The 26,505-nt window shown below is 68.1% G+C and carries 24 protein-coding genes; 14 read left to right on the top strand and 10 right to left on the bottom strand.

The annotated features are described in order from the left end of the window. The first annotated feature begins 40 nt into the window (after window positions 1-40). Both PWF70_RS16880 and PWF70_RS16875 read left to right on the top strand, forming a co-directional pair. Window positions 41-208 carry a DUF3117 domain-containing protein gene (locus PWF70_RS16880; protein WP_004019232.1) on the top strand — a complete coding sequence of 56 codons (168 nt, stop codon included), beginning with the start codon at window positions 41-43 and terminating at the stop codon, window positions 206-208. A 41-nt stretch (window positions 209-249) separates the two neighbouring features. Then, on the top strand, window positions 250-1,149 hold the full coding sequence (locus tag PWF70_RS16875) for a putative RNA methyltransferase (RefSeq protein WP_286352673.1): 900 nt from the start codon (window positions 250-252) through the stop codon (window positions 1,147-1,149). Window positions 1,150-1,172: 23 nt separating this feature from the next. Here PWF70_RS16875 and glgA read toward each other — a convergent pair whose 3' ends face one another. Next, the gene (glgA, locus tag PWF70_RS16870) at window positions 1,173-2,339 is read right to left on the bottom strand and encodes a glycogen synthase (protein WP_279938993.1); all 1,167 of its coding nucleotides are present in this window, start codon (window positions 2,337-2,339) and stop codon (window positions 1,173-1,175) included. A gap of 113 nt (window positions 2,340-2,452) precedes the next feature. Between glgA and glgC the strand changes: the two genes are divergently transcribed. Continuing rightward, complete coding sequence (glgC, locus tag PWF70_RS16865; protein WP_286352672.1) at window positions 2,453-3,667, top strand: glucose-1-phosphate adenylyltransferase; 1,215 nt, start codon at window positions 2,453-2,455, stop codon at window positions 3,665-3,667. A 61-nt stretch (window positions 3,668-3,728) separates the two neighbouring features. Here the strand turns inward: glgC and PWF70_RS16860 are convergent, their stop codons facing one another. From PWF70_RS16860 to cofD, 3 genes are read right to left on the bottom strand one after another with little or no spacing between them, the layout of a single operon-like run. Continuing rightward, window positions 3,729-4,304, bottom strand: coding sequence for an NUDIX hydrolase (locus PWF70_RS16860; RefSeq protein ID WP_035751189.1), 576 nt, complete (start codon window positions 4,302-4,304; stop codon window positions 3,729-3,731). After that, entirely contained in the window at window positions 4,301-5,650 is a 1,350-nt protein-coding gene (locus PWF70_RS16855; protein WP_286352671.1) for a coenzyme F420-0:L-glutamate ligase, read from the bottom strand. Before PWF70_RS16855 ends, PWF70_RS16860 begins: the two co-directional genes overlap by 4 nt. Then, window positions 5,647-6,681: a 2-phospho-L-lactate transferase gene (cofD, locus tag PWF70_RS16850; RefSeq protein WP_006359448.1), complete on the bottom strand. Its 1,035-nt coding sequence runs from the start codon at window positions 6,679-6,681 to the stop codon at window positions 5,647-5,649. Before cofD ends, PWF70_RS16855 begins: the two co-directional genes overlap by 4 nt. 719 nt (window positions 6,682-7,400) lie before the next feature. Here cofD and PWF70_RS16845 point away from each other — a divergent pair. Next, the gene (locus tag PWF70_RS16845; protein ID WP_187346529.1) at window positions 7,401-7,664 is read left to right on the top strand and encodes a WhiB family transcriptional regulator; all 264 of its coding nucleotides are present in this window, start codon (window positions 7,401-7,403) and stop codon (window positions 7,662-7,664) included. A 96-nt stretch (window positions 7,665-7,760) separates the two neighbouring features. Here PWF70_RS16845 and PWF70_RS16840 read toward each other — a convergent pair whose 3' ends face one another. After that, window positions 7,761-8,282, bottom strand: coding sequence for a metallopeptidase family protein (locus PWF70_RS16840; protein WP_006359446.1), 522 nt, complete (start codon window positions 8,280-8,282; stop codon window positions 7,761-7,763). Window positions 8,283-8,385: 103 nt separating this feature from the next. Here PWF70_RS16840 and PWF70_RS16835 point away from each other — a divergent pair, with 103 nt between their 5' ends. The 3 genes from PWF70_RS16835 (at window position 8,386) to manA (ending at window position 11,551) form a co-directional block, all read left to right on the top strand. Next, window positions 8,386-8,946: a DUF3499 domain-containing protein gene (locus PWF70_RS16835; RefSeq protein ID WP_286352670.1), complete on the top strand. Its 561-nt coding sequence runs from the start codon at window positions 8,386-8,388 to the stop codon at window positions 8,944-8,946. Between the two features lie 164 nt (window positions 8,947-9,110). Next, a complete protein-coding gene (locus PWF70_RS16830) occupies window positions 9,111-10,259 on the top strand; it encodes a hypothetical protein (RefSeq protein WP_286352669.1) in 1,149 nt (382 codons plus the stop codon). Next, window positions 10,256-11,551, top strand: a complete 1,296-nt coding sequence (gene manA, locus PWF70_RS16825; protein WP_286352668.1) for a mannose-6-phosphate isomerase, class I — start codon at window positions 10,256-10,258, stop codon at window positions 11,549-11,551. Before PWF70_RS16830 ends, manA begins: the two co-directional genes overlap by 4 nt. 6 nt (window positions 11,552-11,557) lie before the next feature. On the opposite strand, the gene eccE is transcribed toward manA, so the two are convergent. After that, on the bottom strand, window positions 11,558-13,294 hold the full coding sequence (gene eccE, locus PWF70_RS16820; RefSeq protein ID WP_286352667.1) for a type VII secretion protein EccE: 1,737 nt from the start codon (window positions 13,292-13,294) through the stop codon (window positions 11,558-11,560). Window positions 13,295-13,495: 201 nt separating this feature from the next. Here eccE and eccB point away from each other — a divergent pair, with 201 nt between their 5' ends. Beyond that, a complete protein-coding gene (eccB, locus tag PWF70_RS16815) occupies window positions 13,496-14,974 on the top strand; it encodes a type VII secretion protein EccB (protein WP_006359441.1) in 1,479 nt (492 codons plus the stop codon). A gap of 17 nt (window positions 14,975-14,991) precedes the next feature. On the opposite strand, the gene hpxO is transcribed toward eccB, so the two are convergent. Both hpxO and PWF70_RS16805 read right to left on the bottom strand, forming a co-directional pair. Continuing rightward, window positions 14,992-16,152 (bottom strand): FAD-dependent urate hydroxylase HpxO, encoded by a 1,161-nt coding sequence (hpxO, locus tag PWF70_RS16810; protein ID WP_035751206.1) that lies wholly within the window; start codon window positions 16,150-16,152, stop codon window positions 14,992-14,994. Window positions 16,153-16,282: 130 nt separating this feature from the next. Next, complete coding sequence (locus tag PWF70_RS16805) at window positions 16,283-16,909, bottom strand: TetR/AcrR family transcriptional regulator (protein ID WP_035751209.1); 627 nt, start codon at window positions 16,907-16,909, stop codon at window positions 16,283-16,285. Window positions 16,910-17,020: 111 nt separating this feature from the next. Here PWF70_RS16805 and PWF70_RS16800 point away from each other — a divergent pair, with 111 nt between their 5' ends. The 5 genes from PWF70_RS16800 (at window position 17,021) to nrdF (ending at window position 22,288) form a co-directional block, all read left to right on the top strand. Beyond that, window positions 17,021-17,578: an NAD(P)H-dependent oxidoreductase gene (locus tag PWF70_RS16800; protein ID WP_006359438.1), complete on the top strand. Its 558-nt coding sequence runs from the start codon at window positions 17,021-17,023 to the stop codon at window positions 17,576-17,578. Between the two features lie 414 nt (window positions 17,579-17,992). Continuing rightward, complete coding sequence (locus PWF70_RS16795) at window positions 17,993-18,229, top strand: redoxin NrdH (RefSeq protein WP_005198719.1); 237 nt, start codon at window positions 17,993-17,995, stop codon at window positions 18,227-18,229. Between the two features lie 226 nt (window positions 18,230-18,455). After that, complete coding sequence (gene nrdI, locus PWF70_RS16790; RefSeq protein ID WP_286352666.1) at window positions 18,456-18,920, top strand: class Ib ribonucleoside-diphosphate reductase assembly flavoprotein NrdI; 465 nt, start codon at window positions 18,456-18,458, stop codon at window positions 18,918-18,920. Between the two features lie 99 nt (window positions 18,921-19,019). After that, entirely contained in the window at window positions 19,020-21,215 is a 2,196-nt protein-coding gene (nrdE, locus tag PWF70_RS16785; protein WP_286352665.1) for a class 1b ribonucleoside-diphosphate reductase subunit alpha, read from the top strand. A gap of 68 nt (window positions 21,216-21,283) precedes the next feature. Next, window positions 21,284-22,288 (top strand): class 1b ribonucleoside-diphosphate reductase subunit beta, encoded by a 1,005-nt coding sequence (nrdF, locus tag PWF70_RS16780; RefSeq protein ID WP_006359435.1) that lies wholly within the window; start codon window positions 21,284-21,286, stop codon window positions 22,286-22,288. Window positions 22,289-22,335: 47 nt separating this feature from the next. Here the strand turns inward: nrdF and PWF70_RS16775 are convergent, their stop codons facing one another. Next, a complete protein-coding gene (locus PWF70_RS16775; protein ID WP_006359434.1) occupies window positions 22,336-23,145 on the bottom strand; it encodes an SWIM zinc finger family protein in 810 nt (269 codons plus the stop codon). Beyond that, complete coding sequence (locus PWF70_RS16770) at window positions 23,142-26,153, bottom strand: DEAD/DEAH box helicase (RefSeq protein ID WP_502876414.1); 3,012 nt, start codon at window positions 26,151-26,153, stop codon at window positions 23,142-23,144. Before PWF70_RS16770 ends, PWF70_RS16775 begins: the two co-directional genes overlap by 4 nt. A 124-nt stretch (window positions 26,154-26,277) precedes the next feature. On the opposite strand from PWF70_RS16770, the gene PWF70_RS16765 reads away from it, so the two are divergent. Further along, a complete protein-coding gene (locus PWF70_RS16765; RefSeq protein ID WP_197028031.1) occupies window positions 26,278-26,436 on the top strand; it encodes a hypothetical protein in 159 nt (52 codons plus the stop codon). The last annotated feature ends 69 nt before the right edge of the window (window positions 26,437-26,505 follow it).

Here is a 26,505-nt window from a genome sequence, read left to right as displayed (position 1 = left end):
TATCATGTTCGAAGCAGGACACTGTGAAGGGAGCTTGAGAATGGCGGCAATGAAGCCACGTACTGGGGACGGCCCCCTCGAAGCGGCCAAGGAAGGGCGTGGAATCGTTGTCCGGATTCCGATCGAGGGCGGAGGTCGCCTCGTCGTCGAGCTGACCGCCGACGAAGCCGCCGCACTGGGTGAGGAACTCCGCGGGGTCACCGGCTGAACGGAGATCTCGCCGACGTCGTCGAGCTGCTTCGATGCCCGGTGTGTGCCGGGGCTTTCGAGACCGCGCCGCCCGGGACCGGGCACGACGAGACTTCCCCGGCAGGAGCCGGGTCCGGGCCGTCACCGCGTGGAGGATCACTCCGCTGCGGTGGCGGTCATTCCTTCGACGTCGCCAAGCAGGGTTACGTCTCGCTGCTCGACGGACGTTCGGGTTCACTGCGTGCCGACACCGCGTCCATGGTCGCGGCCCGCGCACGTGTCCACGACGCCGGATTCTTCACGCCGGTGCTCGACGCGGTGGCCGACCGGGCATGCGAATTCGGTGCCGGCGTGGACAAACCCGTCGTCCTGGACGCGGGAGCCGGTGGCGGCCACTACCTTCGCGCCGCGGTCTCCGCGCTGGCCGAATCATCTGCGGTCGAGGCACGGGGAATAGGCATCGACCTCTCCAAGTTCTGTGCGCGGGCGATCTCCCGCGGCACCCCACGTCACGCGGCGATCGTCGCCGACATCTGGCGCGGCCTACCGATCGCCGATGACGCTGTCACCGTTGCGCTCTCGGTGTTCGCACCACGCAATGCCGCGGAGTTCGCGAGGGTACTGCAGCCCGGCGGAGGCCTCGTCGTCGTCAGCCCGGCCGCAGATCATCTCGCCGAGATCATCGAACCGATGCAGATGCTGCGCGTCGACTCCGGCAAATCCGAACGACTGCAGGCCGCCTTCGCCGACGGATTCGAGGTAGTCGACTCGTCTCCGATCCGTTCCGTCACCGAACTCGACGCACAGACCGTGGGCGACCTCGTGGCGATGGGCCCGTCGGCCTTCCACGCCGACGACGCCGACATTCGCTCGCGTGCAGAGGCATTGGTAGGGGACGGCACGGTCGATGTGACGCTGTCGGTCGTCGTCACGACCTGCCGGCCGACCGTCCGGAGCTGACCGCCTGCTGCGCGGGCGGTGCGTCAGCGCAGTGCGGAGCGGTACACCCCGAGGGTCTGTTCGGCAATCGTCGCCCAGGAGAACTCGGCCTCGGCACGTTCGCGGCCGGCCACACCCATCGCCGTTGCCATGACCGGATCGGCGACGACGGCGTTGACCGTCTGGGCGAGATCGTGCTCGAAGGCCTGTGGATCGACGGGGTCATACGGCACCAGCCGGCCGGTGACGTGATCGCGAACCACCTCGGGGATGCCGCCGACCTCCGACGCCACGACCGCGGTCCCGCAGGCCATGGCCTCCAGGTTCACGATGCCCAGCGGTTCGTACACCGACGGACACACGAAGACCGATGCCGCGGTGAGGATCTCGCGGATTCTGGGGAGCGGGAGCATCTCCCGGACCCAGTGCACACCGGGCCGGGATGCGGACAGCTTGCCGACCGCCGACTCGACCTCGGCGCCGATTTCCGGGGTGTCGGGCGCACCGGCGCAGAGCACCAGCTGGACGTCGGGGTCGAAGTCGTGGGCGGCCGTGACAAGATGTGCGACACCCTTCTGCCTGGTGATGCGCCCGACGAAGGCGACGATCGGGCGCCGGGGATCGACGCCCAGCGCGGCCAGCGTCGACTCCGGTCCGAATGGGTCGTCGACGGGATACCACTGGGTGGTGTCGATGCCGTTGCGCACCACGTGGACCCGCTCGGGATCCAGCCGCGGGTAGGTGTTGCAGACGTCGTTGCGCATGCCCGAGCTCACCGCGATCACCGCGTCGGCGTATTCGACCGCGTTGCGTTCGACCCAGCTCGACACCCGGTAGCCACCGCCGAGTTGCTCCGCCTTCCACGGGCGTGAAGGTTCCAGTGAATGTGCCGTGAGGATGTGCGGTACGCCGTACAGCTGCGCGGCGACGTGTCCGGCGAGCCCGGTGTACCAGGTGTGGGAGTGCACGACATCGGCGCCTTCGGCTCCGACAGCCATGCGCAGGTCGGCGGAGAGTGTCGTGATCGCCGCATTCGCACCGGCCAGGCCCGGATCCGGTGAATAGACCGCTGCGGTGTCGCGTTCGGCGCCCATGCAGTGCACGTCGACGGTCGCGAGATCTCGTAGGTGGCGGACCAATTCGGTGACGTGTACACCGGCGCCGCCGTACACCTCGGGCGGATACTCCCGTGTCATCATCGCCACCCTCATGATGACGACGCTAGTGGCATCGCGGGCAGTTCGCCATCGCTGTGCGAACACGGCCGCGAATCCGTTGGTGCCGTCATCTGGCCGAGGCTCTCGATCGCGGTTAAGTTGGGGGAGTGAGATCACAGCCGCACGTCCTCGGCATCGTCCTCGCAGGCGGCGAAGGTAAACGCCTCTACCCGCTGACGATGGACCGGGCCAAGCCTGCGGTGCCCTTCGGCGGTGCCTACCGGCTCATCGACTTCGTGCTGTCGAACCTGGTCAACGCCGGATACGAGCGCATTTGCGTGCTGACGCAATACAAATCGCATTCGCTGGACCGGCACATCTCGCAGACCTGGTGGACGTCGGGTTTCCACGGCGAATACATCACGCCGGTGCCCGCGCAGCAGCGCCTCGGGCCCCGCTGGTACACCGGCAGCGCCGACGCGATCTTCCAGTCGATGAACCTCATCACCGACGAACAGCCCGAGTACATCGTGGTCTTCGGCGCCGATCACGTGTACCGCATGGACCCGTCGCAGATGGTCGAGGCGCACATCGCATCCGGTGCCGATGTCACCGTCGCCGGCATCCGCGTACCGCGTGCGGAGGCGGTCGCCTTCGGCTGCATCGACTCCGACGCCTCCGGCAAGATCACCCGTTTCCTGGAGAAGCCCGCGGACCCGCCCGGCACGCCGGACGACCCGGACTCGACCTTCGCCTCGATGGGCAACTACGTGTTCACCACCGAGGCACTCGTCGAGGCGCTGCGCGAAGACGCCGCCGACTCCGACTCCGACCACGACATGGGCGGCGACATCATCCCGGCGTTCGTCGCCCGCGACACCGCCTACGTCTACGACTTCAAGGACAACGAGGTGCCCGGCGCGACCGAGCGCGACAAGGGCTACTGGCGCGACGTCGGCACCCTCGACGCGTTCTACGACGCGCACATGGATCTCGTGTCCGTGCACCCGATCTTCAACCTCTACAACGGCCGCTGGCCGATCCGCGGCGAGACGCACAACCTGCCGCCGGCCAAGTTCGTCCAGGGCGGCGTGGCCGAGGACTCGGTGGTCGGTTCGGGCTGCATCATCTCGGGTGGGACGGTACGTAATTCGGTCCTGTCGTCGAACGTCGTCGTCGAGGACGGGGCGATCATCGAGGGCAGCGTCCTCATGCCGGGCGTACGCATCGGCAAGGGGGCGGTCGTCCGCAAGGCGATCCTCGACAAGAACGTCGTCGTCGGCGACGGTGAGCAGCTCGGCGTCGACCCCGACGCCGACCGGGAACGGTTCTCCGTCAGCACCGGTGGCGTCGTGACGGTCGGCAAGGGGATTCGGGTCTAGCGTCCGACCCTGCCAACCGAGTAGCGGCGCCCGAGCGGAGCGGAGACGCCGCGTGTCGAGGTCAGCTCGCCAAGGCCGCGCGGATCAGTTCCGGGATGTCGGCGTCGGCATCCGGGGGCAGGTCATCGATGGGCCACCACTGCAGGTCCACGGACTCCTCGCTGCGTGCGAACTGCGGCAGGCCACCGTCGGCGGTCGGGCCGGCGACCACCCGGTAGCGCACGTCGAGATGCCGGGTCGGCACGCCGAGCGAGCAGGTGATCGGGTGGGTGTGCAGGTGGACGATGCCACCGCCGGCGCCGATCTGGTCGAGATCGAGCCCGGGGATGCCGGATTCCTCGCGGGCCTCTCGCAGTGCGGCGTCGGCCAGGGTCTCGTCGGACGGTTCGCAGTGTCCGCCGAGCTGAATCCACTTGCCGACGCGCGGATGCAGGGTCAGCAGGACATGGCTGCGATCGGCGTCGAAGACGATGGCCGACCCGGTGACATGTCCTGCCGCACAGGCCCGCAGGCACGCGTCCGGGGCAGCGGCCAGGAACGCGAGGTAGGCATGCCGGAGGCTGTCCTGTCCCGAGTCGGGCGCCTGCCAGGCGGTCAATGCCTCGACAGCGGAGGCGTGCAGGGATTCCGCGCTCACAGTTCGATCACCCACGCGTCGGTCGGCGCCGCGTCGCGTAGCGGGGCAGCTTCGAGCGGGTGTCCGATGGCGACCGCGCCCAACGGCTCCCACGACGCGTCCACTTCGAGGACACGACGTACCGTAGGTGCGGCGAAGATCGTCGAGCCGACCCAGCAGCTGCCGATCTCGCGGACCGACAGCGCGATCAGCAGGCTCGCCACGGCACCGCCGGCGGCCACCGTGAACATGGTGTGCTCGGCCGCGTTCCGACGCTCGTCGGGGTACTCGTGCACGCCGTCGGGTACCAGGAACGGGATCACCAGTTCCGGTGCGTCATAGAGGATCTGCCCGCGGCGGAGTCGCTTCTCGATCGATTCGGGTGTCTTGGAATCGGATTCGAGGTCGGCGCGCCATTCGGCGGTCATCGCGTCGAGCAGCGCACGACGCCGCTGCTCCGAGCGCACCCACACGAACCGCACCGGATGGGTGTGGTGCGGCGCGGGCGCGGTGAGGGCCTCACCCAGGGCGGTGCGGATCAGTTCCGGGTCGACCGGCCGGGTATCGAAGGCGCGTACGGACCGTCGGGTGCGGATGGCCTCCCGACGACCCAGGGCGATGGCCTCCTCGGTGCCGAGCCGGAACAGGTCCTCGTCGGCGGGCCGGATCAGATCGGCGGCGGTCGAACCGTCGTCGACGGGCGCGAACCCACGCACGACGGCCACCGGCACGGCGGCGAGCTTGCCCTTGACCAGATCTGCGGCCGCGGACAGTTCGTCGGCGACCGCGATGTCGGTCACCACCAACGGGTTCCCGTAGTCGTCGGTGCCACCGTCGTAGGGGTGGGTGACGGCGATGCCCGCCGACCCGATCGCGACATCGGTCTGTCCGGTGCGCCAGGCACGGCCCATCGTGTCGGTGATGATCACCGCGACCTCGAGTCCGGCACGCTCGGCGATGACGGCCCGCAGTCGTCTCGCGCTGCCGTCGGGATCCTCGGGGAGCAGGGCCAACTGGTCGGAGCGCACATTGGAACCGTCGATCCCGGCCGCGGCCTGGACAAGACCCAGACGGTTCTCGGTGATCAGTGTGCGGTTCTTGCGGGCGAGCACCCGCACCGACTCGGCTTCGACGAGCCTGCGTCGCAGCGCATCACGTTCGTCGGGATCGGCCGGTGCATCCACCATGCGGCCCTCGGCCTTGGAGATGATCTTGCTGGTCACGACCAGTACATCACCGGATTCCAACCACGGTGCGGCGGCGAGGATCTCGGCGGCGACGTCGGATTCGGCGGTGAACTCGGGGAGCCCGGTGACGGGTCGGATCTCCAGGCCGTCCGGGGCGCGGTGATCGGCGAGGTCGCTCACTCGGTGCCCACGTTCTGTTCCGGCATGGCCACGTCGACGAGTGCGCAGGCAGCTCGGATCATCTGTGCGGTCGCCTGCGGGTCGGTCATCAGCAGCGGTGCGGAGCCGATGGCGATGCCGTCGACCTGTGCCCGGTCGCCCTCGGCGATCAGCCAGCCGTCGAGGATGCCGTTGCCGCTGCGGGCGCCGTAGTGGGCGGCGACCGCCTCGGCCGACGACTCGACACCGATCACCGACAGGCATTCGTCGGCCATGCCGCGCAGCGGCCGGTTGTCGATGATCGGCGACACACCGACCACCGGGGCCTTGGTGGTGCGCAACGCGCTGCGCATCCCGGGAACGCTCACGATCGCACCGATGCTCACCACCGGATTCGACGGTGCGAGCAGGATGACGTCGGCGTCGGCGATCGCGTCGAGGACCCCGGGTGCCGGGGTGGTGTCGTCCGAACCGACCTGCGCGAAGCCGAAGGTCGGGATCCGGGCGCGGTGGCGCACCCACCATTCCTGGAAGTGGATCGCGACGCGCTCGCCCTCGTCGCCGTCCGGCTTGGCGATCACCACATGCGTCTCGTGCCGGTCGTCGGTCACCGGCAGCAGGCGCACGCCCGGATTCCATCGGCGGGACAGCGCAGCGGTCACATCGGACAACCTGTACCCGGCGTCGAGCATCTGCGTACGGATCAGATGGGTGGCGAGATCGCGGTCGCCGAGGCCGAACCAGTCCGGGTCGGCGCCGTAGGCGGCGAGTTCCTCTTTCGCGTGCCAGGTTTCACCGCGCCGGCCCCAGCCGCGTTCCGGGTCGATGCCGCCGCCGAGGGTGTACATGCACGTGTCGAGGTCGGGGCAGATGCGCACTCCATGCATCCACGCGTCGTCGCCGACGTTCACGATCGCGGTGAGCTGATGTTCGCCGAGACCGAGCGTGGGGTCGTCGGGATGCGGCGGGAACGGGGTGGCACCGAGCAGTTCGCGCAGTCCGAGGAGGAAACGCGCGCCCCCCACGCCGCCGACGAGTACGGTCACCTTCACAGCAGGTACTCCTTCACACCGCCACTCTAGTGGTCGGCCGTGAGGCCCCGTACGCCGCTGTCGCACCCGTCCTGCGGGTGGGGAGGAGGGCTCGCCGAGTGTGATCTTCACTTCGCCTTCGAGCCGTCGTCGTGTCGAGTCACAGATTTGACGGCAGGCGATGGTAAAGGGAATTCTTCGATTCAACTTGACCGGGACCGCCCTCGGCGTGTCTAATCACATCAGTGTCATTCCGAGTTTGAGATCGAGAACATTCGAGGTCGAGAACCACTGGCCTCCAAGGGATTCGATCATATGTTCGAACGCGGACAGAGGGTCGGTGCCGGCAGAGAAGGGCCGTCGCTCGGGCGCTGTGTACAACGGATGTAGAGAGTCACTGCACCCCGAGTACAAGTGGTGTGGCAGCAGTGGTGGGTACGGCAGCACGTCGTGTTCGCAAAGGACAGTCAACGACCAACATCCCGAGCTAGGAGGCGCCGACGATGGCTTTTGACAATCCGATCGGCAATCCGCTTGAACCGCATATTCGCCCGCAATTCATCGCAGAGTCGCACGTGATGACATCCACCCCGGACATCGGCGCCACAGAGTTTCGCACCCTTGGGCCCGTTGACGATTCGATGATCGGTGGCACCGCGCGTGCGGCCGCAATCGAATCCGTCGCCGACGCAACCGTTCTCGTCGAATCCGACGCAGACGATGCCGCCGGCCGTCGTCATCTGGCCTTGGTGCCCAACGACTTCGACGACCTGTTCGATTCCGTCGAAGAGCAGTGGCAGGACCGCGCATTGTGTGCGCAGACCGACCCGGAGGCGTTCTTCCCCGAAAAGGGTGGATCGACACGTGAGGCCAAGCGCATCTGCCAGGGCTGCGAAGTCAAGGCGGAGTGCCTGGAGTACGCGCTGCACAACGACGAACGCTTCGGGATCTGGGGCGGGCTGTCGGAACGTGAGCGCCGTCGTCTCAAGCGCGGCATCATCTGAGGAGGTCGCCGGAACGGCGACGTCCGAACAATCGAATTCCCCAGCGAGAGCTGGACGCTCGACGCTGCGTCGTCGGACGCGATCATCGACCGCGGATCACTCAGGTCCGCGGTCGATCGTGTCTTCGTCGACGCCCAGGTGAGTGGCGACCTGCTGGACGAGGACCTCGTGCACGAGCTCGAGCAGGTCCGTGCCCTTCTTGGCCCGCGACTCCAGCGGCCGGCGGAACAGGATGATCTGCGCCCGTGTCGGCACCCCGTGGACGTCCATGCCCGCGGGGATCAATCGTGCGAGCGGCACCGCGCCGTCGGCGGTCACCTCGTCTGGCCACTCGACGGTCTCGGGATCGCGGGGGAGCAATCGCGGGATCTCGTCGACGGCGATGTCGAGTCCGGCCAACTGATCGTGCCACTGCGCGTCGATCTCGGCGAAGGCCTCGAGCGCGACGGCGTCGAACTCGTCGGAGCGGGTGTTGTAGGCGGGGACGTTCTGCGGCAGCAGCGGGGAGCGCAGGCCGCGTCCTCGCCGATCTCGGTACCGTCCGACCCGGCGTCGGCCACGACGGATTCCCGGCTGGCCGAATGAGCCGCGCGGCGTCGGCTTCGGGTGGATGCGCATGGCGCGAGTCTATGAGGTCGCGGTGGCCGATGTCGCCCCCGCCCGCCCCCGTTCTGAGCGTGTCGAGTCTGTGGTTGCGGACAGTGCGGGCTAATCTCGTCACGTGAAGCTTCCCCGTCTGTGCTGCCGACCCGGCTGCGCCCGATCCGCGGTGGCTACCCTGACCTTCGTCTACGCCGAATCGACCGCGGTGATCGGTCCGCTGGCGACCTCGGAGGAGCCGCATTCCTGGGATCTGTGCGATGACCACGCTCGCCGGATCACCGTGCCGCGGGGATGGGAGATGCTGCGCAGTGAGCGGGGATTCTCGGTACCGGCCGAGGACCATGAGCTGACCGCCCTCGCCGAGGCCGTTCGCGAGGCCGGCGCCGTCGCCGGTGGAGGACGCCCGGGCTTCGTCGATCGCGGCTCCCTCGGCCGTGGCTCGGACCGGACGCCGGCCGATTCCCCCGATGCGTTCGACTCACGGTCGCTGGACGAGGCGCGCGCGGCCGATGCCGCGTACGAGGCCGCACTCGCCGACCGTCGCAGCGGTCGCCATCGCGCCGGACCCGTCGATTCGCCGTCTCAGCCGTCGGCCACCCCGGGTGTGCCCCGCCACCAGACGCGGCCCCGGCCGGGTCGCCGCGGTCATCTGCGGGTTCTCCCGGACCCGATCGACTGACCGGAGACCACCACGCGGGGGGCGTGGAACCCGTTGTCGCCGTCGGGGGCCGCGAATCGTCGGAGTTCGGGGCCGGCCTCCCGTCCCACCTCGCTGCGGGTACCGAACGAGTGACTGTGTCGCGTACCCGGGCGTGTGTCCGCGCGGCTGGCTACGCTGGTCCCATGCGCACCGGTACACCCGACCTCGATGATGCCGAGGAGTTGTTCTCCGCGGACGTCGACGGACTGTTGCGGGCCGTCGCGCTCGCCGGGGCGCAGGTTCGGGCAACTGCCGAGGCCGTCCGCGAGGGCGTGCTGGCGCCGCTCGCGGATCTACGGCCACGCAGCGTCGTGATCGTCCACGGTTCCAGCGAGGTCTCGCACCGTGCGGCCGAGCTGGGGGTCGCCACCCTCGCGGCACGCGTCGACGTCCCGGTCGTGACGGGCCCCGTCCTGCCGGGGTGGGTCGGTCCGCTGGACGTGGTGATCGTGGCCGGTGAGGACGCGGGCGACATGGCACTGGCCGATGCCGCCGCGCGTGCGCTGCGTCGTCGGGCCGAGGTGGTCGTAGCCGCACCCATCGCCGGGCCCCTTCAGGATGCGCTGGGCGGCAACGGGATCGATCTCTCCCCGCGGTTCGACGTCGAGCCGCGCTTCCGGTTCGTCGGATTCGTCGCCGCGCTGCTCGCGGTATTCGGTGGTCTCACCCAGGTCCGTGTGACCGGCCCGGTGCCCGCACTCGACGACCTGGCCGATGCGCTCGACGCCGAGGCCTCGGGCTCGCATCCCTCGCGGGAGACCTTCCACAACCGGGCCAAGTCACTGGCCGTGCGCGTGCAGGGGCGTCCTTCCGTCTGGACATCGGATTCACCGGCGGGTTCGGTGCTGGCCGTACATGCCGTGTCGAGCATTCTCGCCTTCGCCGGGATCGTCGGCGCCGTCGCCGAACTCGGGGACGTGGCGCGGATGTCCCGGCTCCGGGAATCGCGACCGGGCGCTGCTCCGGCCGCCGACTCGATCTTCTACGACCCGGAGTTCGACGGTCCGGCGCAGGAGCCCGCTCCGCGCATCATGATCATGTCGACCGCCCGGCGTGAGTGGTACACCCGGCAGCGGGTGATGGGACTCGGCGACGTCGATCTGGTGGTCGGCGCCGACGAGGGAGACGCGTTGCCGCAGAACGGCGGGCGACCGTGGGACGACCGACGGCCGGTGCCGGGTGAGGACCCGGTGGCCGACGGGCCGGGCGACCTGCTCGATTTCCTGGTCGCCGCCTTGCGGGTCGAGATGGCGGCGGTGTATCTCCGCCTGATTGGGAACACGGTGCAATGAGGATTCTCGACGGAGTGGTGCGCCCCTATGCGTGGGGCTCACGAACAGCCATCGCGTCGATCCAGGGGAGGCCTGTCCCGTCGGCGCATCCGGAGGCCGAGTTGTGGTTCGGCTCGCATCCGGCAGGCTCGGCGCGGTGCGTCGACCCCTCGGGTCCGGAGCAGGACCTGGTCGAAGTGATCGACGCCGACCCGGTGGCGACCCTCGGCGCGGCGAGCGCAGCCGAGTTCGGCAACCGACTGCCGTTCCTGCTCAAGGTCCTCGCCGCCGAGGAGGCGTTGTCGCTGCAGGCGCACCCGTCCGCGGACCAGGCGCGCGAGGGGTTCGAGCGGGAGAACGCCCGCGGCCTCGCTCTCGAGGCCCGAGACCGCAACTATCGCGACCCGTGGCACAAACCGGAGCTGATCGTCGCCACGACGCCCTTCGACGCGCTGGCCGGTTTCCGTGATCCGCACAAGACCGTCGCCCTACTGCGCGAACTGCAGGTCAGCGAACTCGACCACTACCTGGGAATGCTGGCCGGACAACCCGATTCCGAGGGTTTGCGGGCGGTGTTCACCACGTGGCTGACGCTGCCGGAGTCATCGATCCGGCAACTCGTTCCCGCGGTCCTGCACGGCGCGATCGAGGTGTTGAGCGCGGGCCGCACGGAGTTCGCCGCCGAACTGCGCACGGTGTGTGAGCTCGGTGAGGACTACCCGAACGATCCCGGTGTGCTCGCCTCGCTGCTGCTCAATCATGTGCATCTCGAACCGGGGCAGGGTCTGTACCTGCCCGCCGGCAACCTCCACGCGTACCTGCGGGGCACCGGTGTCGAGATCATGGCCAATTCCGACAACGTCTTGCGCGGCGGCCTCACGCCCAAGCACATCGACGTGCCGGAGTTGTTGCGCGTCCTCGATTTCACCCCGGTCGATGCTGCCCAGATGGCGCCGCCGGTGCGCATGGTCGGCGCCGAACGCGTCTACCTCACGCCGGCGCCGGAGTTCCGGTTGTCGCGGATCGAGTTGGACGGCACCGGATTACACCACTCGTCGTCGATCTGCTTCGACATGCCCGGACCGCAGATCCTCGCCGTGCTCAGCGGCGCGGTCGAGGTCCGCCCCGCGGACGGTGCGCCGCTGACCGTGAAATCGGGTCAGGCTCTGTGGATCACGAACGAGGACCCGGACGTGATCGTGCGGGCCGCCTCGGCGCGCGCGGTCTTCTACCGCGCGCTGGTGCCGGTCGCGGTGTCGGCCGCCGGAGGTGTGTCGGCGTCCGCGCCGGCCGCGGTGACCGCCACCGACTGAGCCCCGCTATCGCCGGACCGGCGCCGCGGGTGTCTGCGCGGCGGGCTCCGGATACCCGCCGATGAGATTCCATTCGTCCGGGGTCGCGACCATCGTCACCAGCACCGGCTGACCGCCGGCGTCGAGCGAGAGGTCTTGTGGCGCACGCGCATTCTGGGTCAGGGCAACGGTGGGGGCGTGGGTCGGCTCGTGGACGCCGGGAGCGGACACGATCATCCGCGTCGTATCCGGTTGCGGTGACGGGGGAGTGACGCCGTCGACGATGACGAGCGCGGGCCCCGGCCGGGCCGGTGTGCGGTCGCCGGCGAGTGACAGTGCGCTCGGGTCTGCGACGGCGCGGACCAGCGATGCCCAGCGATGCGGGCGGTCGGTGTGGACGCGCACCGAGGCGCCGACGGCGACCGCTCGCAGCGCGATCTGTGCGACGACGTGGATACCGGCGGCGACCGACACGGTGGCGATGCCGGGACCGACCAGTCGGGTGGCGACGGCGCGACCCGTGTGGTCGGCGCCGATCAGCTGACCGCATCCACCGGCCGGGAGGCGAACCGAGCCGAGGAAGTCCTGCGCGTCCTCGCCGGTGAGCGTCGGCAGGTTCCGGTCGAGGCGGGCGGGGGTCGCGATGGGGAGGCTGACGGAGAGGGCGTCGAACTGTCGGCCGTCGAGCGGTTGCAGACCGGCCGGCCACGAGGGCACCGATCGGCGCGCATCCGGGAACTCGTTGAATCGCACGAATGCGGAGACCTCGACCTCGGGCCGCCCGTTGCGATGGCGGCGGTCGGCGGTGCCGTGCCGGAGTCGGACGGTGAGGGTGGTGGAGACGGCCGAGTTCACCCACACGTCGCGGACGACGGTCGGCAGCGCATCCGGTTCCACTGCGGCACTGCGGATGCGGAGCCCGGAGACCCCGACTGATTCCCATTCCTCGGTCAACGACCCGATGCCGGCGCCCTCGGTCAGTTGGGTGGTGACCGAGGTGATCTGCGCGGCGGACAGGATGGTGGTGGCCAGTCCGTGTTCGGCAAGGCGTTTGGCCACCCGGCGGGTCGTGACCGTCGCGGTCCGCAGGGCGCCGGTCGCGCCGCCGCCGCGTCGCGCCACGGCGTCGGGACATTTGAGCGGATCGAGCCGCAGCACGACGAACACCGAACGCTGGGCCGTCGCCGACAAAGGGCCGAGGGTGCGGTCGTAGGTCGCCGGTGCCACACCCGAACCCCACATGCGCACACCGTGACTGATGATCTCGATCGAGCTGAGCGCGATGTCGTATCGGTCGATGCACTCGGCGAGGGCGTCGAGGGGGACGAGTTGTCCGTTCTCGTCGCCGAGGGTGCTGTTGCCCGGGGTCAGGTAGGTGACGGCGGGGCCACCCGGGTCCACGCGGACCACGGTGACCAGGGTGTCGCCGACCCAGCGGGCGCCGATGGTGGTGGGGGTCGGCGACCGGCGTGCCGACGGCCGGGTCGAGGGCCCGGACATGGGGACGTCGAACGGGGCGGGGTTGAGGTCGGCGTCGCTCCGGCGCATCCGCGACCAGGAGAACGACATCCGCACGGCGAGTCGGCCGAACAGTGACTGCCGACCGCCGACGCTCACCAGCCCGGACGCGATCACCATCGCCACGACGAGGGCCGACAGCCCCCACACGCTGCCGGACAACGCCCATACGACGAGACCGAGGGCCAGGATCACCTCGATCACCACGAGTGTGCGCAACCCCGTCGCACGCGTGTTCCGATCCACGATCCCCCCTCGATCCCGGTGCCGCGCCCGATGCGGCGTCGCCCGTCGGTGTCTCCACAGGCGGCGAAGCCCCACACGTGAGGGGCTCATATGTCGGTTAGGCTACTACCGCGCGGCAGGGGGTACGCCGCAGGAGATCACAACCGATCCACACCGAAGCCCGTTCGCGGGCGCGTGAGATCGGCGCGGACAGGGGGAGTCGTGGCACGTCAGCTGACGACCAAGGCTCAGGTCAACGGCTACCGTTTCCTGATCAAGCGGCTCGAGCACGCGCTCGTGCGCCGCGACGTGCGGATGCTGCACGACCCGATGCGGTCTCAGCTGCAGGCACTGGTGGTCGGAACCGTCCTCGGCCTGCTCGTCCTCGGTGGCTGCGGTGTGTACGGCCTCGTCCGGCCGCAGGGGTCGGTCGGGGACGCCACCATCATCGTCAGCAAGAACAGCGGCAGCACCTACGTTCTCGTCGAGGACACCCTGCACCCGGTGCTCAATCTCGCCTCGGCCCGACTGATCACCGGGAGTTCCGAGAAGCCGACCTCGGTGGCCGACACCAAACTCGAGCCCTACGCGCGCGGCCCGCTGCTGGGTATCCCGGGCGCGCCTGCGTCCCTGCCGGGTTCGGCGCACAAGAGCACCTCGATGTGGACGGTGTGCGATTCGTCGGCGGTCTCGTCGGACTCGTCGAGCGAGTCGATCCGACAGACGGTCATCGCCGACAAGCCCGTGCTGGGGTCGTCGACCGTCGAGACCGCCCGTCCGGAAGACGCGTTGCTGGTCCGTACCGGCGACAAGACCTTCTTGATCTATCAGCTGTTCCGCGACGGGAGGTGGAGCCCGGTCCGGGCGGAGGTCGACACCGACAGTGCGCCGGTCATGCGTGCCCTCGGCCTCGACGACGTCACACCGCGCGGGATGACCCCCGGACTCCTCAACAGCTTCCCGCTCGTCGAACCGCTGGAGGTGCCCACCGTCCCCGGTGCGGGGCAGCCGGGCGCAGTCGGCTCGACGACCGTCGGTTCGGTCGTGAAGTCGGTCGACGTCGACGACGAGACCACCTACCACGTCGTGCTCCGTGACGGTGTCCAGGAGATCAGTGCCCCGGCCGCGGAGATCCTGCGTCTTGCCGACCGCGACGGCGCCGCACCCGTCAGGACGGTGGCGCCCGGCGAGCTCGCCACCCTGAAGGTGGTGGAGGAGTTGCCGATCGGCGACTTCCCACAGGTCAACCCGACGATACTCGGCCTCGCCACCGATCCGACCCTGTGCCGCAGCTGGTCCCGCGGCACCGACGAACCGCGGGCCGAGACCGCCCTGCTGGCCGGTCGCGCGCTTCCGCTGAAATCCGGTGCCCGGCCGGTACGTCTGACGTCGGCCGACGGTGCCGGGCCCGGTCTCGACGAGGTCTATCTGCCGCCGGGGTCGGGGGAGTACTTACAGGTGACCGGCAACGAGGCCGACAGCGCCCGCACCGAATCGCTGTTCTACGTAAACGATTCGGGTGTACGCTTCGGCATCCCGGACCTCGAGACGGGCGGCACCCTCGGGCTCGGCGACTCGCCCTCGCGTGCACCGTGGTCGGTGGTGTCCCTGCTCGCACCTGGTCCGACGCTTTCCGCCGAGGCCGCGCTGGTCGCGCACGACGGACTCAGAACTGCCGGGATCGACCGGGACGGTGAGTAATCCGGGTCGGCCCCGTCTCAGGACGTGAGCGGGCCGCCGACGATGTTGCCGACGATCCCGCGGATGATGTTGGTGCCGTCCTCGCCGCGCAGTTCGTCGTACCAGGCGGCCGTCTTCTCCGGGTCCTTGCCGTGGGTCACGTCGCAGCGCTTGCGGGCGCGCAGCACGAGGTCGCCGGCACGCTCGGTGCGCGCGGACTGATAGGCGGCCAACGCGGCGAGCGGGTCGTCGGGATGATCGCGGAACGCGAACTGCAGGGCGACCGCGTCCTCCATCGCCAGACAGCCGCCCTGCCCGACGTCGGGGGTGGTGTTGTGCGCGGCGTCGCCGAGCACGGCGACGCGTCCCTTGACCCAGGTGTCGAACGGGTCGAGGTCCAGGATCTCGACCCGATTGGTCGTCGTGGGATCGAGCGTGCCGATGAGGGTCTGGACTCCGGGTGCCCAGTCGGCGAACTCCTCGGCCAGCACCTCGCGTGCAGTGCCACGTTCGAACGGGACGCCCGCGGGCATGGGGACGTCGAAGAAGAAGTAGAAACGGTTGCCCGCCACCGGCATCACCGACACACGACGCGAATCGCCCACGTAGGTGGTCCATTCGGTGGCCGGACCGATGTTCTCGTCGACCTCGACGAGTCCGTTGAAGTTCACGTATCCGGCGTAGCGGCGCTGGACCGGGCCGCCGAGCACGTACTCGCGGGTCAGTGACTTCGCCCCGTCGGCACCGATCACGATGTCGGCGGAATCGGTGGTGCCGTCGGCGAATTCGACGGTCGCACGTTCTGCGCCGTCGTGTACGGCCACCATCTTCTTGCCGAAGTGGATGTCGTCGTACCCGTAGGCGTTCATCAGCATCAGCTGAAGCTCGGCCCGGGCCATCGGGTAGGGGCGCTGGCCCACCTCGTCGATGAGCGGCTGCATGCTGAAGCGGCACATGGTGTCACCGGTGAAACCGTCGACATAACTCATCGAGTCGAGTATGCCGCCGAGTTCGGCGGCCTCTCTCTCCAGGCCGAGGTGGTTGAGGCATTTGACGCCGTTGGACCACACCGAGATCGCCGCACCCACCGGCTTGTTCTCGGAGACCTGCTCGTAGACCTCGACGTGGACACCGAGTTGCCTGAGGGCGATGGCCGCCGACATGCCGCCCATACCCGCGCCGACGATCACTGCCTTCACACTCACCACCGCTCTCTCGAGATCACCTGCCGGCGACTGGTGCTGCCGGCCCGACACCAGGCTAGGGCGCGACCGACGGCGGCGCGCCCCGAAGGCACGGTCGTGACGATGCTGCCCGACCGGGCGGGAGTCAGCGTGAACCGCGGGAGGTCGCGAGCACGGTGACCATGTCCTGCCACTGCGTGGTGATGGTCTCGAGATCGAGGCCGACCTCGACCATCAGGTACCGGACCGATCCGGCGGCCAGCGGAGCCTGCACGGCCAGCGACATGAAGTCGAGATCGTCGGCGAATCCCAACTGCCGCAGCAGGATCTGAACGTGCTGAGTCGACGCGCGGCCCACCGGGTGGGTCATGAAGTCGTCGGTGGCCGCTCCCGCCTCGAGCAGGATGTCGAGGTGGTCGCAGGTCAGTTTGAGCCGGGCGCGGCCGTAGGCCAGCAGCCGGTCGAGCGGCGGCGCACCAGGGCCCAGCGGCTCGGGTCCGGAGAGGTAGGCCTGCTGCATCTCCGATTCGGAGTGGTCGAGGAGTGCGAGCATCAGCCCGGTGCGGTTGCCGAAGCGCCGGAACACCGTGCCCTTGCCCACGCCGGCCTCACGAGCGACCGCCTCCATGGTCACCGCGGCGGCACCGTGGTGATCGATGAGGTTCTTGGCGGCAGCCAGCAACAGACGCCGGTTGCGTGCGGCGTCGGCACGTTCGGTCCCCGAGGTGTTGAAGGAAATCTGGAGCGGGGAGTGGTCTGGCCCGTTCGGCACGTGATGAGGGTAACTCTTCACCCCGATCGGGAATCAATCGGACCCGGGTCCGGTTGCTGGCTTCGTATCCACCGCCCTCAGCGGGCCGGTGCCCTCGTCGAAAGGAATGACATGTCGGATCGAGTCGTCGAACTGGTAGCGCTCGTCGGAAGCCTTCGTGCTGCATCCATCAACCGGCAGCTGGCCCAGGTCGCTGCCGACAACGCTCCCGCCGGAGTTCACATCACCGTCGTCGACCATCTCGGTTCGCTGCCGTTCTACAGCGAAGACGTCGATGTCGAGGGCGCCCTCGACGCCGGTGTGATCGCCCTGCGTGAGGCCGTCGCCAAGGCGGACGGCGTGCTCATCGCCACCCCCGAGTACAACGGCACCATCCCCGCCGCGTTGAAGAACGCCATCGACTGGCTCTCGCGCCCGTACGGCAACGGGGCCCTCAACGGCAAGCCCGTCGCCGTCCTGTCCGCCGCGCTCGGCCAGTACGGCGGCCAGTGGACCCGCGAGGACACCCGTAAGTCGGTCGGCATCGCCGGCGGCCGCGCGATCGAGGACGCCGACCTCGGTCTGCAGATCCCCGCGCTCCCCGAGGGCGGCCTGACCGATCCCGCGATCGTGGAGAAGGTCGTCGCCTCGGTCGCCCGCATCGTCGACGAGGTCGCCGTCAGCGCCTGATCTGTCTTCCGTTTTCCTCGACGCCGCGCCGGGTACATGCCCGGCGCGGCGTCGTCTGTCCGGGTGCACAGGAAGAGGGGTGGCGACCCGGGCCTTGTGGACTGGCGGTGCACATGTTGTGGAGGACCGTTGGACAACCTGTGAGCGACACGCCGGACGCGACCGTGACACGCCGGAATTTATGATCCTGCACCCGTCCGACCTGCATGTCTTCCACCAATGTTATTCACAACCCCTTGTGGTGACCAGAAATGTCAGCCACTAGGTGTAGTGTTTGCCCTACCAGTCAGGCGGACAAGAGGAAGCGGATGTACTCCTCCGGAAACGCCAGGAAGCCGGTGACCCAGATCACCATCTTCACACTGGGAAACTGCACGTCACTGGCGATTCCAACGACCCGAGGAGAACCACTCGATGTCTTCCATCACCGTCTACACGAAGCCGGCATGTGTCCAGTGCAACGCCACCTACAAGGCCCTGGACAAGCAGGGTCTGTCCTACGAGATCGTCGACATCAGCCAGGACCCGGAAGCCCGCGACTACGTGATGGCGCTGGGTTACTTGCAGGCCCCGGTCGTCGTCGCCGGCGACGAGCACTGGTCGGGCTTCCGCCCCGACCGCATCAAGGCGCTCGCCACCGCTGCTGCCTGATCTCCCGCCGTCTGCCGTCACCATCGACCCCGCCGCGGGTGTGATCCGAAGGGGAAGCCGGATCCGCCGCGTCGGGATGTGACAGCAGAGATGAGTGTGGCCATCGGCCCGGATGCGGGAAATGGTCACGACGGTTCCGGCGTTGGAACCAGCAGGCGTCCCGACATCGGGCGCAACGAACAAACGCCATCACAATCGGTCACCGTCACCAGGGTTGGAGGGAGACATGTCGGCCACCTCGCCGTTGATCGTCTACTTCTCCTCGGTCTCCGAGAACACCCACCGGTTCGTCGAGAAGCTGGACATGCGTTCCGTGCGCATCCCGCTGACCGGCGCAGTCGGTGAATTCGGTGTCGACGAGCCCTACGTGCTGATCTGCCCGACCTACGGGGGAGGCAAGGCGACGGGTCAACCCGGCGGCTTCGTCCCCAAGCAGGTCATCCGCTTTCTCAACGACGAACACAACCGATCCCTGATCAGGGGGGTGATCGCGGCGGGAAACACGAACTTCGGTGAGGAGTTCTGCTACGCCGGCGACATCATCTCGCGTAAATGTCGCGTGCCCTACCTGTACCGATTCGAACTGATGGGCACCACCGACGACGTCGACCGCGTCCGCGCGGGACTGGCCGACTTCGCCCAGGGCCCGGCGTTCGCAACCGGTGTGTCGCTGCACGCCACACCAGCCTGACGCCCCGCCGAGCGCGTCACCACCGGACTGTCACACCCCGCCCATACGCTGCCCATGAGGCACTTGGTAAGCCCCCACTATCCGCAGGAGTCATCTGTCGTGTCGCCCACCGCCGCCGCCGTCTCGGACACCTCTTCAGCAAGCAAGTCGGGCGTGCATGCCGGCCCGTCGGGTCATGAACCCGGCGAGCTCGACTTCCATGCGCTCAACGCGATGCTCAACCTGTACGACGCCGACGGCAAGATCCAGTTCGACAAGGATCGCGAGGCCGCGCGACAGTACTTCCTGCAGCACGTCAACCAGAACACCGTGTTCTTCCACGACCTCGACGAAAAGCTCGACTACCTCGTCGAGGAGAACTACTACGAGCCCGAGGTCCTCGACGAGTACGACCGCGAATTCGTGAAGGGCCTGTTCAAGCACGCCTACGACAAGAAGTTCCGCTTCCCGACGTTCCTCGGCGCGTTCAAGTACTACACGAGCTACACGCTCAAGACCTTCGACGGCAAGCGCTACCTCGAGCGCTTCGAGGACCGCGTCTGCATGGTGGCGTTGACGCTGGCCGACGGCGACACCGCCCTGGCCCGCAACCTGGTCGACGAGATCATCTCCGGCCGCTTCCAGCCCGCAACCCCGACCTTCCTCAACTCGGGCAAGAAGCAGCGCGGCGAGCCCGTCTCGTGCTTCCTGCTCCGCATCGAGGACAACATGGAGTCGATCGGCCGCTCGATCAACTCGGCGCTGCAGCTGTCCAAGCGCGGCGGCGGAGTTGCGTTGCTGCTCTCCAACATTCGCGAGCACGGCGCGCCGATCAAGAAGATCGAGAACCAGAGCTCGGGCGTCATCCCGATCATGAAGCTGCTCGAGGACTCCTTCTCGTACGCCAACCAGCTCGGTGCGCGTCAGGGCGCGGGCGCGGTGTACCTGCACGCCCACCACCCCGACATCTACCGCTTCCTCGACACCAAGCGCGAGAACGCGGACGAGAAGATCCGCATCAAGACGCTGTCGCTCGGCGTGGTCATCCCGGACATCACGTTCCAGCTGGCCAAGAACAACGACGACATGTACCTGTTCAGCCCGTACGACGTCGAACGCGTCTACGGCGTGCCGTTCGCCGACATCAACGTCACCGACCGCTACCACGAGATGGTCGAGGATCGTCGTATCCGCAAGACCAAGATCAAGGCGCGCGAGTTCTTCCAGACCCTCGCCGAGCTGCAGTTCGAGTCGGGCTACCCGTACATCATGTTCGAGGACACGGTGAACCGGTCGAACCCGATCGACGGCAAGATCACCCACTCCAACCTGTGCTCGGAGATCCTGCAGGTCTCGACGGCGTCGACCTTCAACGACGACTTGTCCTACTCCCAGGTGGGCAAGGACATCTCGTGCAACCTCGGGTCGTTGAACATCGCCAAGACGATGGACTCACCCGACATCGGCCAGACCATCGAGACCGCCATCCGCGGACTCACCGCGGTGAGCGACCAGACCTCGATCACCTCGGTGCCGTCGATCGAGCACGGCAACAACAACTCTCACGCCATCGGCCTCGGCCAGATGAACCTCCACGGCTACCTGGCCCGCGAGCGGATCTTCTACGGCAGCGACGAGGGCATCGACTTCACGAACATCTACTTCTACACGGTGCTCTTCCACGCACTCCGCGCGTCGAACCGCATCGCCCGCGAGCGCGGTCGGGCGTTCACCGGTTTCGAGAAGTCGAAATACGCGTCGGGTGAATTCTTCGACAAGTACACCGCCAAGGTGTGGGAGCCGGAGACCCAGAAGGTCCGGGACATCTTCGGGCAGGCCGGGATTCACATCCCGACCCAGGACGACTGGCGTGAGCTGAAGGAAGCCGTGCAGCGCGACGGCATCTACAACCAGAACCTGCAGGCCGTCCCGCCGACCGGTTCGATCAGCTACATCAACCACTCGACCAGCTCGATCCACCCGGTCGCGGCGAAGATCGAGATCCGCAAGGAAGGCAAGATCGGTCGCGTCTACTACCCGGCGCCGTACATGACGAACGACAACCTGGAGTACTACCAGGATGCGTACGAGATCGGGTACGAGAAGATCATCGACACCTACGCCGCGGCGACCCAGCACGTCGACCAGGGCCTGAGCCTGACGCTGTTCTTCAAGGACACCGCCACCACGCGCGACGTCAACAAGGCGCAGATCTACGCATGGCGCAAGGGCATCAAGACGCTGTACTACATCCGTCTGCGCCAGATCGCGCTCGAGGGGACCGAGGTGGAGGGTTGCGTTTCGTGCATGTTGTGATCCTTTGCCACACAATGCCTTTCAGTAGCTTTGGCCCCCACTCGACCAGTTAGACGAGGAACCGTCACATGACCTCCACCGAAAGCCACAGCCCCGCCGACGGCGCACCCATCAAGCTGGTCAGCCGGGTCTCGGCGATCAACTGGAACCGCGTCCCCGACGAGAAGGACGCCGAGGTGTGGGATCGCCTCACCGGCAACTTCTGGCTGCCGGAGAAGGTGCCGGTGTCCAACGACATCCCGTCGTGGGGCACGCTGACCGAATACGAGAAGCAGCTCACCATGCGGGTCTTCACCGGCCTGACGCTCCTCGACACCATTCAGGGCACCGTCGGCGCGGTGTCGCTGATCCCGGATGCCACCACTCCGCACGAGGAGGCGGTGCTCACCAACATCGCGTTCATGGAGTCAGTGCACGCCAAGTCCTACAGCTCGATCTTCTCGACCCTGTGCTCCACCAAGGAGATCGACGAGGCCTTCCGCTGGTCGGAGGAGAACGAGCAGCTGCAACGCAAGGCCCGCATCGTCATGGACTACTACCGTGGCGAGGATCCGCTCAAGCGCAAGGTCGCCTCGACGCTGCTCGAGTCGTTCCTGTTCTACTCGGGCTTCTACCTGCCGATGTACTGGTCGAGCCGCGCCAAGCTCACCAACACCGCCGACCTGATCCGCCTCATCATCCGCGACGAGGCCGTCCACGGTTACTACATCGGCTACAAGTACCAGCGCGGCCTCGAGACGCAGACGCCGGAGCGTCGCCAGGAACTCAAGGACTACACCTTCGAGTTGCTGTTCGAGCTGTACGACAACGAGAGCGACTACACCGAGACGCTCTACGACGAGGTCGGGCTCACCGAGGACGTCAAGAAGTTCCTGCGGTACAACGCCAACAAGGCGCTGATGAACCTCGGCTACGAGGCGATGTTCCCGAAGGACGAGACCGACGTGAACCCGGCGATCCTGTCGGCACTGTCGCCCAACGCCGACGAGAACCACGACTTCTTCTCGGGGTCGGGCAGCTCGTACGTCATCGGCAAGGCCGTCAACACCGAAGACGAGGACTGGGACTTCTAGTCCCGCACCGTTTTATAGCCCGAAGCCGCGCCCAGCGCGGGTTCGGGCTATAAGTCTGTGGCGGTCAGGCGGTCGTAGAGATCGCCGAGTTCGTCGATGGTCTCGGCGATGTCGGCCGGCGCCACACCTGTCGCCCGCAGCGCGGCGCGGAGATCCGAACCGTCGAGCGCGGTGAGCGGGTTCATCCGTGGGACCGACGGGAGCGGCGGCAACGGCGACGAGGTGCCGTAGAAGTCGTCGGGCCGCAGCGAGCCCGACGACGAGTCGTCGTCGGCGGCGGGGGATTGTGCGGGCCGCGAGTCGATTTCGGCGAGCAGGTCACGGAGATCGGTACCCATCACCGTCAGCAGTGTCAGCGGAGACCGGTCGATCTCGGCGGCGATCTCATAGCTCGTCACCAGCGCGTGGACGCACCGCGGAGCCTCGTCGGGGCAGGTGCAGTCGGTGGCGATGTCCGCGGATTCGGTGGGCACCAGGAGTTCGCCGAGGATAGGTGGCTGCTCGCCGCGCGTGAGTCGCATCAGTTCCTCGACGCCGCCTCGGTCGCGGAGTAGCCCGGCCAGCGTCGGTGTGTCGACCGTGCGGGTGGTGATGATGACGTCGAACGGTTCCAGTTGCGTGCCCTCCACCGACGCCGTCACCTGGCCCGCACCGATCCGCAGACCGCGCACATGCCGGTCACGGAAGTACCTGCGTGCCTTGGTGATGTGTCGGCTGTCGGCGGCCGCCTCACCGTCGGCGCCGCGGCCCTCGACCACGTCGACGAACGCCCGCGACCACGGCGTGAGACCGTATCCGCGGACGGCGATGGTGCCCCGTTCGCCTTTGCGTTGGGTGCCCTTCTTGCGCACGGTCATTCGCTCACCGCCTCGTCGCGGAGCCGGAAGAGTTCGAAGAGTTCGTCGTCGGCGAGGTCGGACACCCAGTTCTCGCCGGCGGCGACGGTGAGCCGGGACAGTTCGCGCTTCTTGGCGATCATGTCGTCGATCCGTTCCTCGATGGTGCCCACGCAGACGAACCGGTGCACCGACACCTTCTGGTTCTGGCCGATGCGGTACGCGCGGTCGGTCGCCTGATCCTCGACGGCGGGGTTCCACCACCGGTCGACGTGGATGACGTGGTTGGCCGCGGTCAGGTTGAGGCCGGTGCCGCCGGCCTTGAGGGTCGCCAGCATGACCGGGGGACCGTCGTCGGATTGGAAGCCGGCGACCATGCGGTCGCGTTCCGTGCGGCCGAGTCCGCCGTGCAGCAGCGGGATCGCGGTGCCGAACTGTTCGGCGAGCCATCCCGACAGCATCTCGCCGAACGTCGCGAACTGGGTGAAGACGAGTGCGCGGTCGCCCTCGTCGGCGACGGTGGAGACGATGTCGGCGAGCAATTCGACCTTGCCGGAACGATGTTCGCCGTCGCGGATGAGGTCGGTGCCGTCGGCGAGGTAGTGCGCCGGGTGGTTGCACACCTGCTTGAGCCGCGTGAGTGCGGCCAGCACGTTGCGACGACGCAGCGCGCGCTGCTGTTTGTCGCGCAGCGCTGCCATGAGTTCGTCGATGACCGCGCGGTAGAGCGCGGCCTGTTCGACGGTGAGGTTGGCGCGCACCGTGAAGTCCGCCTTCTCCGGCAGATCGGCGGCGATGGCCGGGTCGGTTTTCTCGCGGCGCAGGATGAACGGCCGTGTGATCGCGGACAGTCGCCGTAGGGCTCCGGGGTCGCGGTCGCGTTCGATGGGTTCGGCATAGCGCGCGCGGAACACCGACGCCGACCCCAACAGTCCGGGGTTCACCAGGTCGATCACCGCGCGCAGGTCCTCGAGGCGATTCTCCACCGGGGTGCCGGTCAGCGCGAGACGGCGATCGGCGGGAATGTTCCGGATCGCCTTGGAGGCAATGGTGTTGACGTTCTTGAGGTGCTGGGCCTCGTCGACGACGACGCGGTGCCAGGGATGTCGGGAGAGCAGTTCGAGGTCGCGGCCGGCGATCGCGAAGGTTGTGACGACGATGTCGACGGAATCGCGGATCGTGGTGAAGACCGCGCCGGCGGCTCGCGACGGGCCGTGATGGATGGCCACACGCAGTCCGGGTGCGAACCGCGCTATCTCGCGAGACCAGTTGCCGACCAGCGACATCGGGCAGACGACGAGCGTCGGTCCGGGCCGGTCGGCGTCGTCGGCGATGACGCTGCGCTCGTGGCACTCGAGTGCGATCACCTGGAGGGTCTTGCCCAAGCCCATGTCGTCGGCGAGTACGCCTCCGACGCCGAGGTTCGACAGGTGTGCCAGCCAGTCCAGCCCTCGTTGTTGGTACGGCCGCAGCACGGCTTCCAGATCGGTTGGGGGTGTGACCGGTTCGGGTCGGATGGCGCCGCCTTCGGCGACGTCGTCGAGCCACGAGAGTCCTTCGACCCGGGCGACGGGGACCGGGAGCTTGTCCGACTCGCCGGTCACGAGACCGAACAGTTCGCCGAAGTCCGCGGGCGGCTGGGTTGCGGCGAGAGCACGTTGCGTCGCTACGAAGGCGGCGGCGCGCGTCAGTGCCGAACCCTCGGCGCGGACCCACACGCCACGCACCCGGACCAGATCGCCCTTCTGGCCGGACAATTCGTCGAGATCGGCGTCGGTGAGGGTGATGGCGTCGGATGAATCACCCAGTGCCAGTCTCCATTCGAACTCACGGATCTCGCGGAGACCGACCATGGCTGCGGGCGCCCCGCCGCCGGGTGGTGGCAGGGCACGCAGCGTGAGACTCGGCCGGACCTCGGCGATGGTGCGGGGGAGCAGCACCGGAATCCCGGCCGCGCCCAGTGCCGCGGCGCCGGTGGCGAACAGTTCGGCGGCGACGTCGGTGGGGAGCAGGAAGTCGAGGGAGCCGCGGTCCGGGTCGGCCCGGTCGAGTTCGGGGAACTCGCGTACCGCGGTGGCCAGCGCTGTGGTCAGCTCGTCGAGTTCATGAGCGTCGAGGCGGTGGGGTGCCACCGGCTCGATCTGACCGTCGATGCTGCGCCGGCAGACCTCGAGTCGCCAGCGCGAGGCGTCGGCGACCTCGTCGCGCGTGGGCAGGTCGAAGGTGTCGTCGTCCCACGCGTCGTCCCAATGGCTCTCGGTCAGGTCGTCGTACTCGGGTTCGTGGAGACGGAAGATCAGTGACTGGTCGTCTCGTGGCACGCCGGCATTCCACCGGGACCAGCTCCCCACAGCGGCCGCCAGACGCTCGGGGGAGCAGGGCGGGCCGACGTCGGTGCCGGGCAGCAGCGCGCGGACGACGGGCGACGCCGGACGCGGTTCGCCGAGCCGGGGGATCGAACGAGCGATCGTCGTGCGGCATTCGTAATCGACGAGCTCGGCGAGAAAGTCGTCGAGCGAGGCGTGGGAGCCATTGTGCAGCAATGCATCCGGCGCACTGCCGAGGACGACGGCATGCCAGCTGCGCCACGTCGGCGTCGGAATGACGACCCAGCGGAGCAGCCATTCGCCCGCGACCTGCTCGGCCGACGGCGCCACCGAGCCGGCGGCGACGAACGAACGTACGCCGTCGAGCAGGTAGCGATACCACCGGACATCGCCGGTGACCGTCGCCGACCGAGACGCGTCGAGCAGGGACACCGCCGACGTCAGGCCGAGCGTCGCCGCCCGGACGAACCGTCGGCGATTGCCCTCGCCGACGATCGGGATCTCGCTGCGGAACCGGCGGCCCGACAGGGCGTCGCGCAGCGCCTCGGGCAGGTCTGCCGGTTCGCCGTCGATCCACACGGCCATCCCCACACCGGGCCGCCACAGGACGTGGAGCGGCGCGACGGAACGGGGCCGGTGGATTGAGGGCGAGGGGGCGGAGTCCGGCGGAGTCGGCCCACTGAGCTGCGGTTCTGATGGCATCGAGGATCGCCCGCCAGTCTAACGACGGCCCCCGACACTGCCGGTTTCCACGTCGTCCGACGAGGGTAAGGGAGAAGATCGATTCCGCAGGCTCAACGCGGCACGAGAGTGCGAGGAGGCACCGATGGGACAGTCGAAGGACCAGCAGGCCGAACACGACGAGGGCACTGCCGAGGTTCGCAAGGACCCGCCCGGCCCCAAGGACCACGGACGTGAGGGCGGCATGGCGACCCGGGAGAACGCTCCCGACGCGGTGAAGCGCTCGGACCACTCCGCGGACTGACGGGAAGCGACCGACGAGACGAAACCGACCGGGTACGCGGCACCGCGCGTACCCGGTCGGTTCTGTCTG

The sequence above is a fragment of the Gordonia sp. Swx-4 genome (assembly GCF_030316175.1).
GTDB classification, from domain to species: Bacteria; Actinomycetota; Actinomycetes; order Mycobacteriales; family Mycobacteriaceae; genus Gordonia; species Gordonia alkanivorans.
Note: the sequence above shows the minus strand (reverse complement) of the source record. Positions and strands in the feature narration are given on the sequence as shown.

Bases quoted from the DNA above. Each gene is read 5' to 3' on its own strand.
- PWF70_RS16770 (WP_502876414.1), bottom strand. From the start codon at position 26,153: ATGCCATCAGAACCGCAGCTCAGTGGGCCGACTCCGCCGGACTCCGCC.
- PWF70_RS16840 (WP_006359446.1), bottom strand. From the start codon at position 8,282: ATGCGCATCCACCCGAAGCCGACGCCGCGCGGCTCATTCGGCCAGCCG.
- PWF70_RS16775 (WP_006359434.1), bottom strand. From the start codon at position 23,145: ATGACCGTGCGCAAGAAGGGCACCCAACGCAAAGGCGAACGGGGCACC.
- PWF70_RS16800 (WP_006359438.1), top strand. From the start codon at position 17,021: ATGTCGGATCGAGTCGTCGAACTGGTAGCGCTCGTCGGAAGCCTTCGT.
- PWF70_RS16880 (WP_004019232.1), top strand. From the start codon at position 41: ATGGCGGCAATGAAGCCACGTACTGGGGACGGCCCCCTCGAAGCGGCC.
- manA (WP_286352668.1), top strand. From the start codon at position 10,256: ATGAGGATTCTCGACGGAGTGGTGCGCCCCTATGCGTGGGGCTCACGA.
- nrdF (WP_006359435.1), top strand. From the start codon at position 21,284: ATGACCTCCACCGAAAGCCACAGCCCCGCCGACGGCGCACCCATCAAG.
- nrdI (WP_286352666.1), top strand. From the start codon at position 18,456: ATGTCGGCCACCTCGCCGTTGATCGTCTACTTCTCCTCGGTCTCCGAG.
- glgA (WP_279938993.1), bottom strand. From the start codon at position 2,339: ATGAGGGTGGCGATGATGACACGGGAGTATCCGCCCGAGGTGTACGGC.
- PWF70_RS16765 (WP_197028031.1), top strand. From the start codon at position 26,278: ATGGGACAGTCGAAGGACCAGCAGGCCGAACACGACGAGGGCACTGCC.
- PWF70_RS16795 (WP_005198719.1), top strand. From the start codon at position 17,993: ATGTCTTCCATCACCGTCTACACGAAGCCGGCATGTGTCCAGTGCAAC.
- PWF70_RS16830 (WP_286352669.1), top strand. From the start codon at position 9,111: ATGCGCACCGGTACACCCGACCTCGATGATGCCGAGGAGTTGTTCTCC.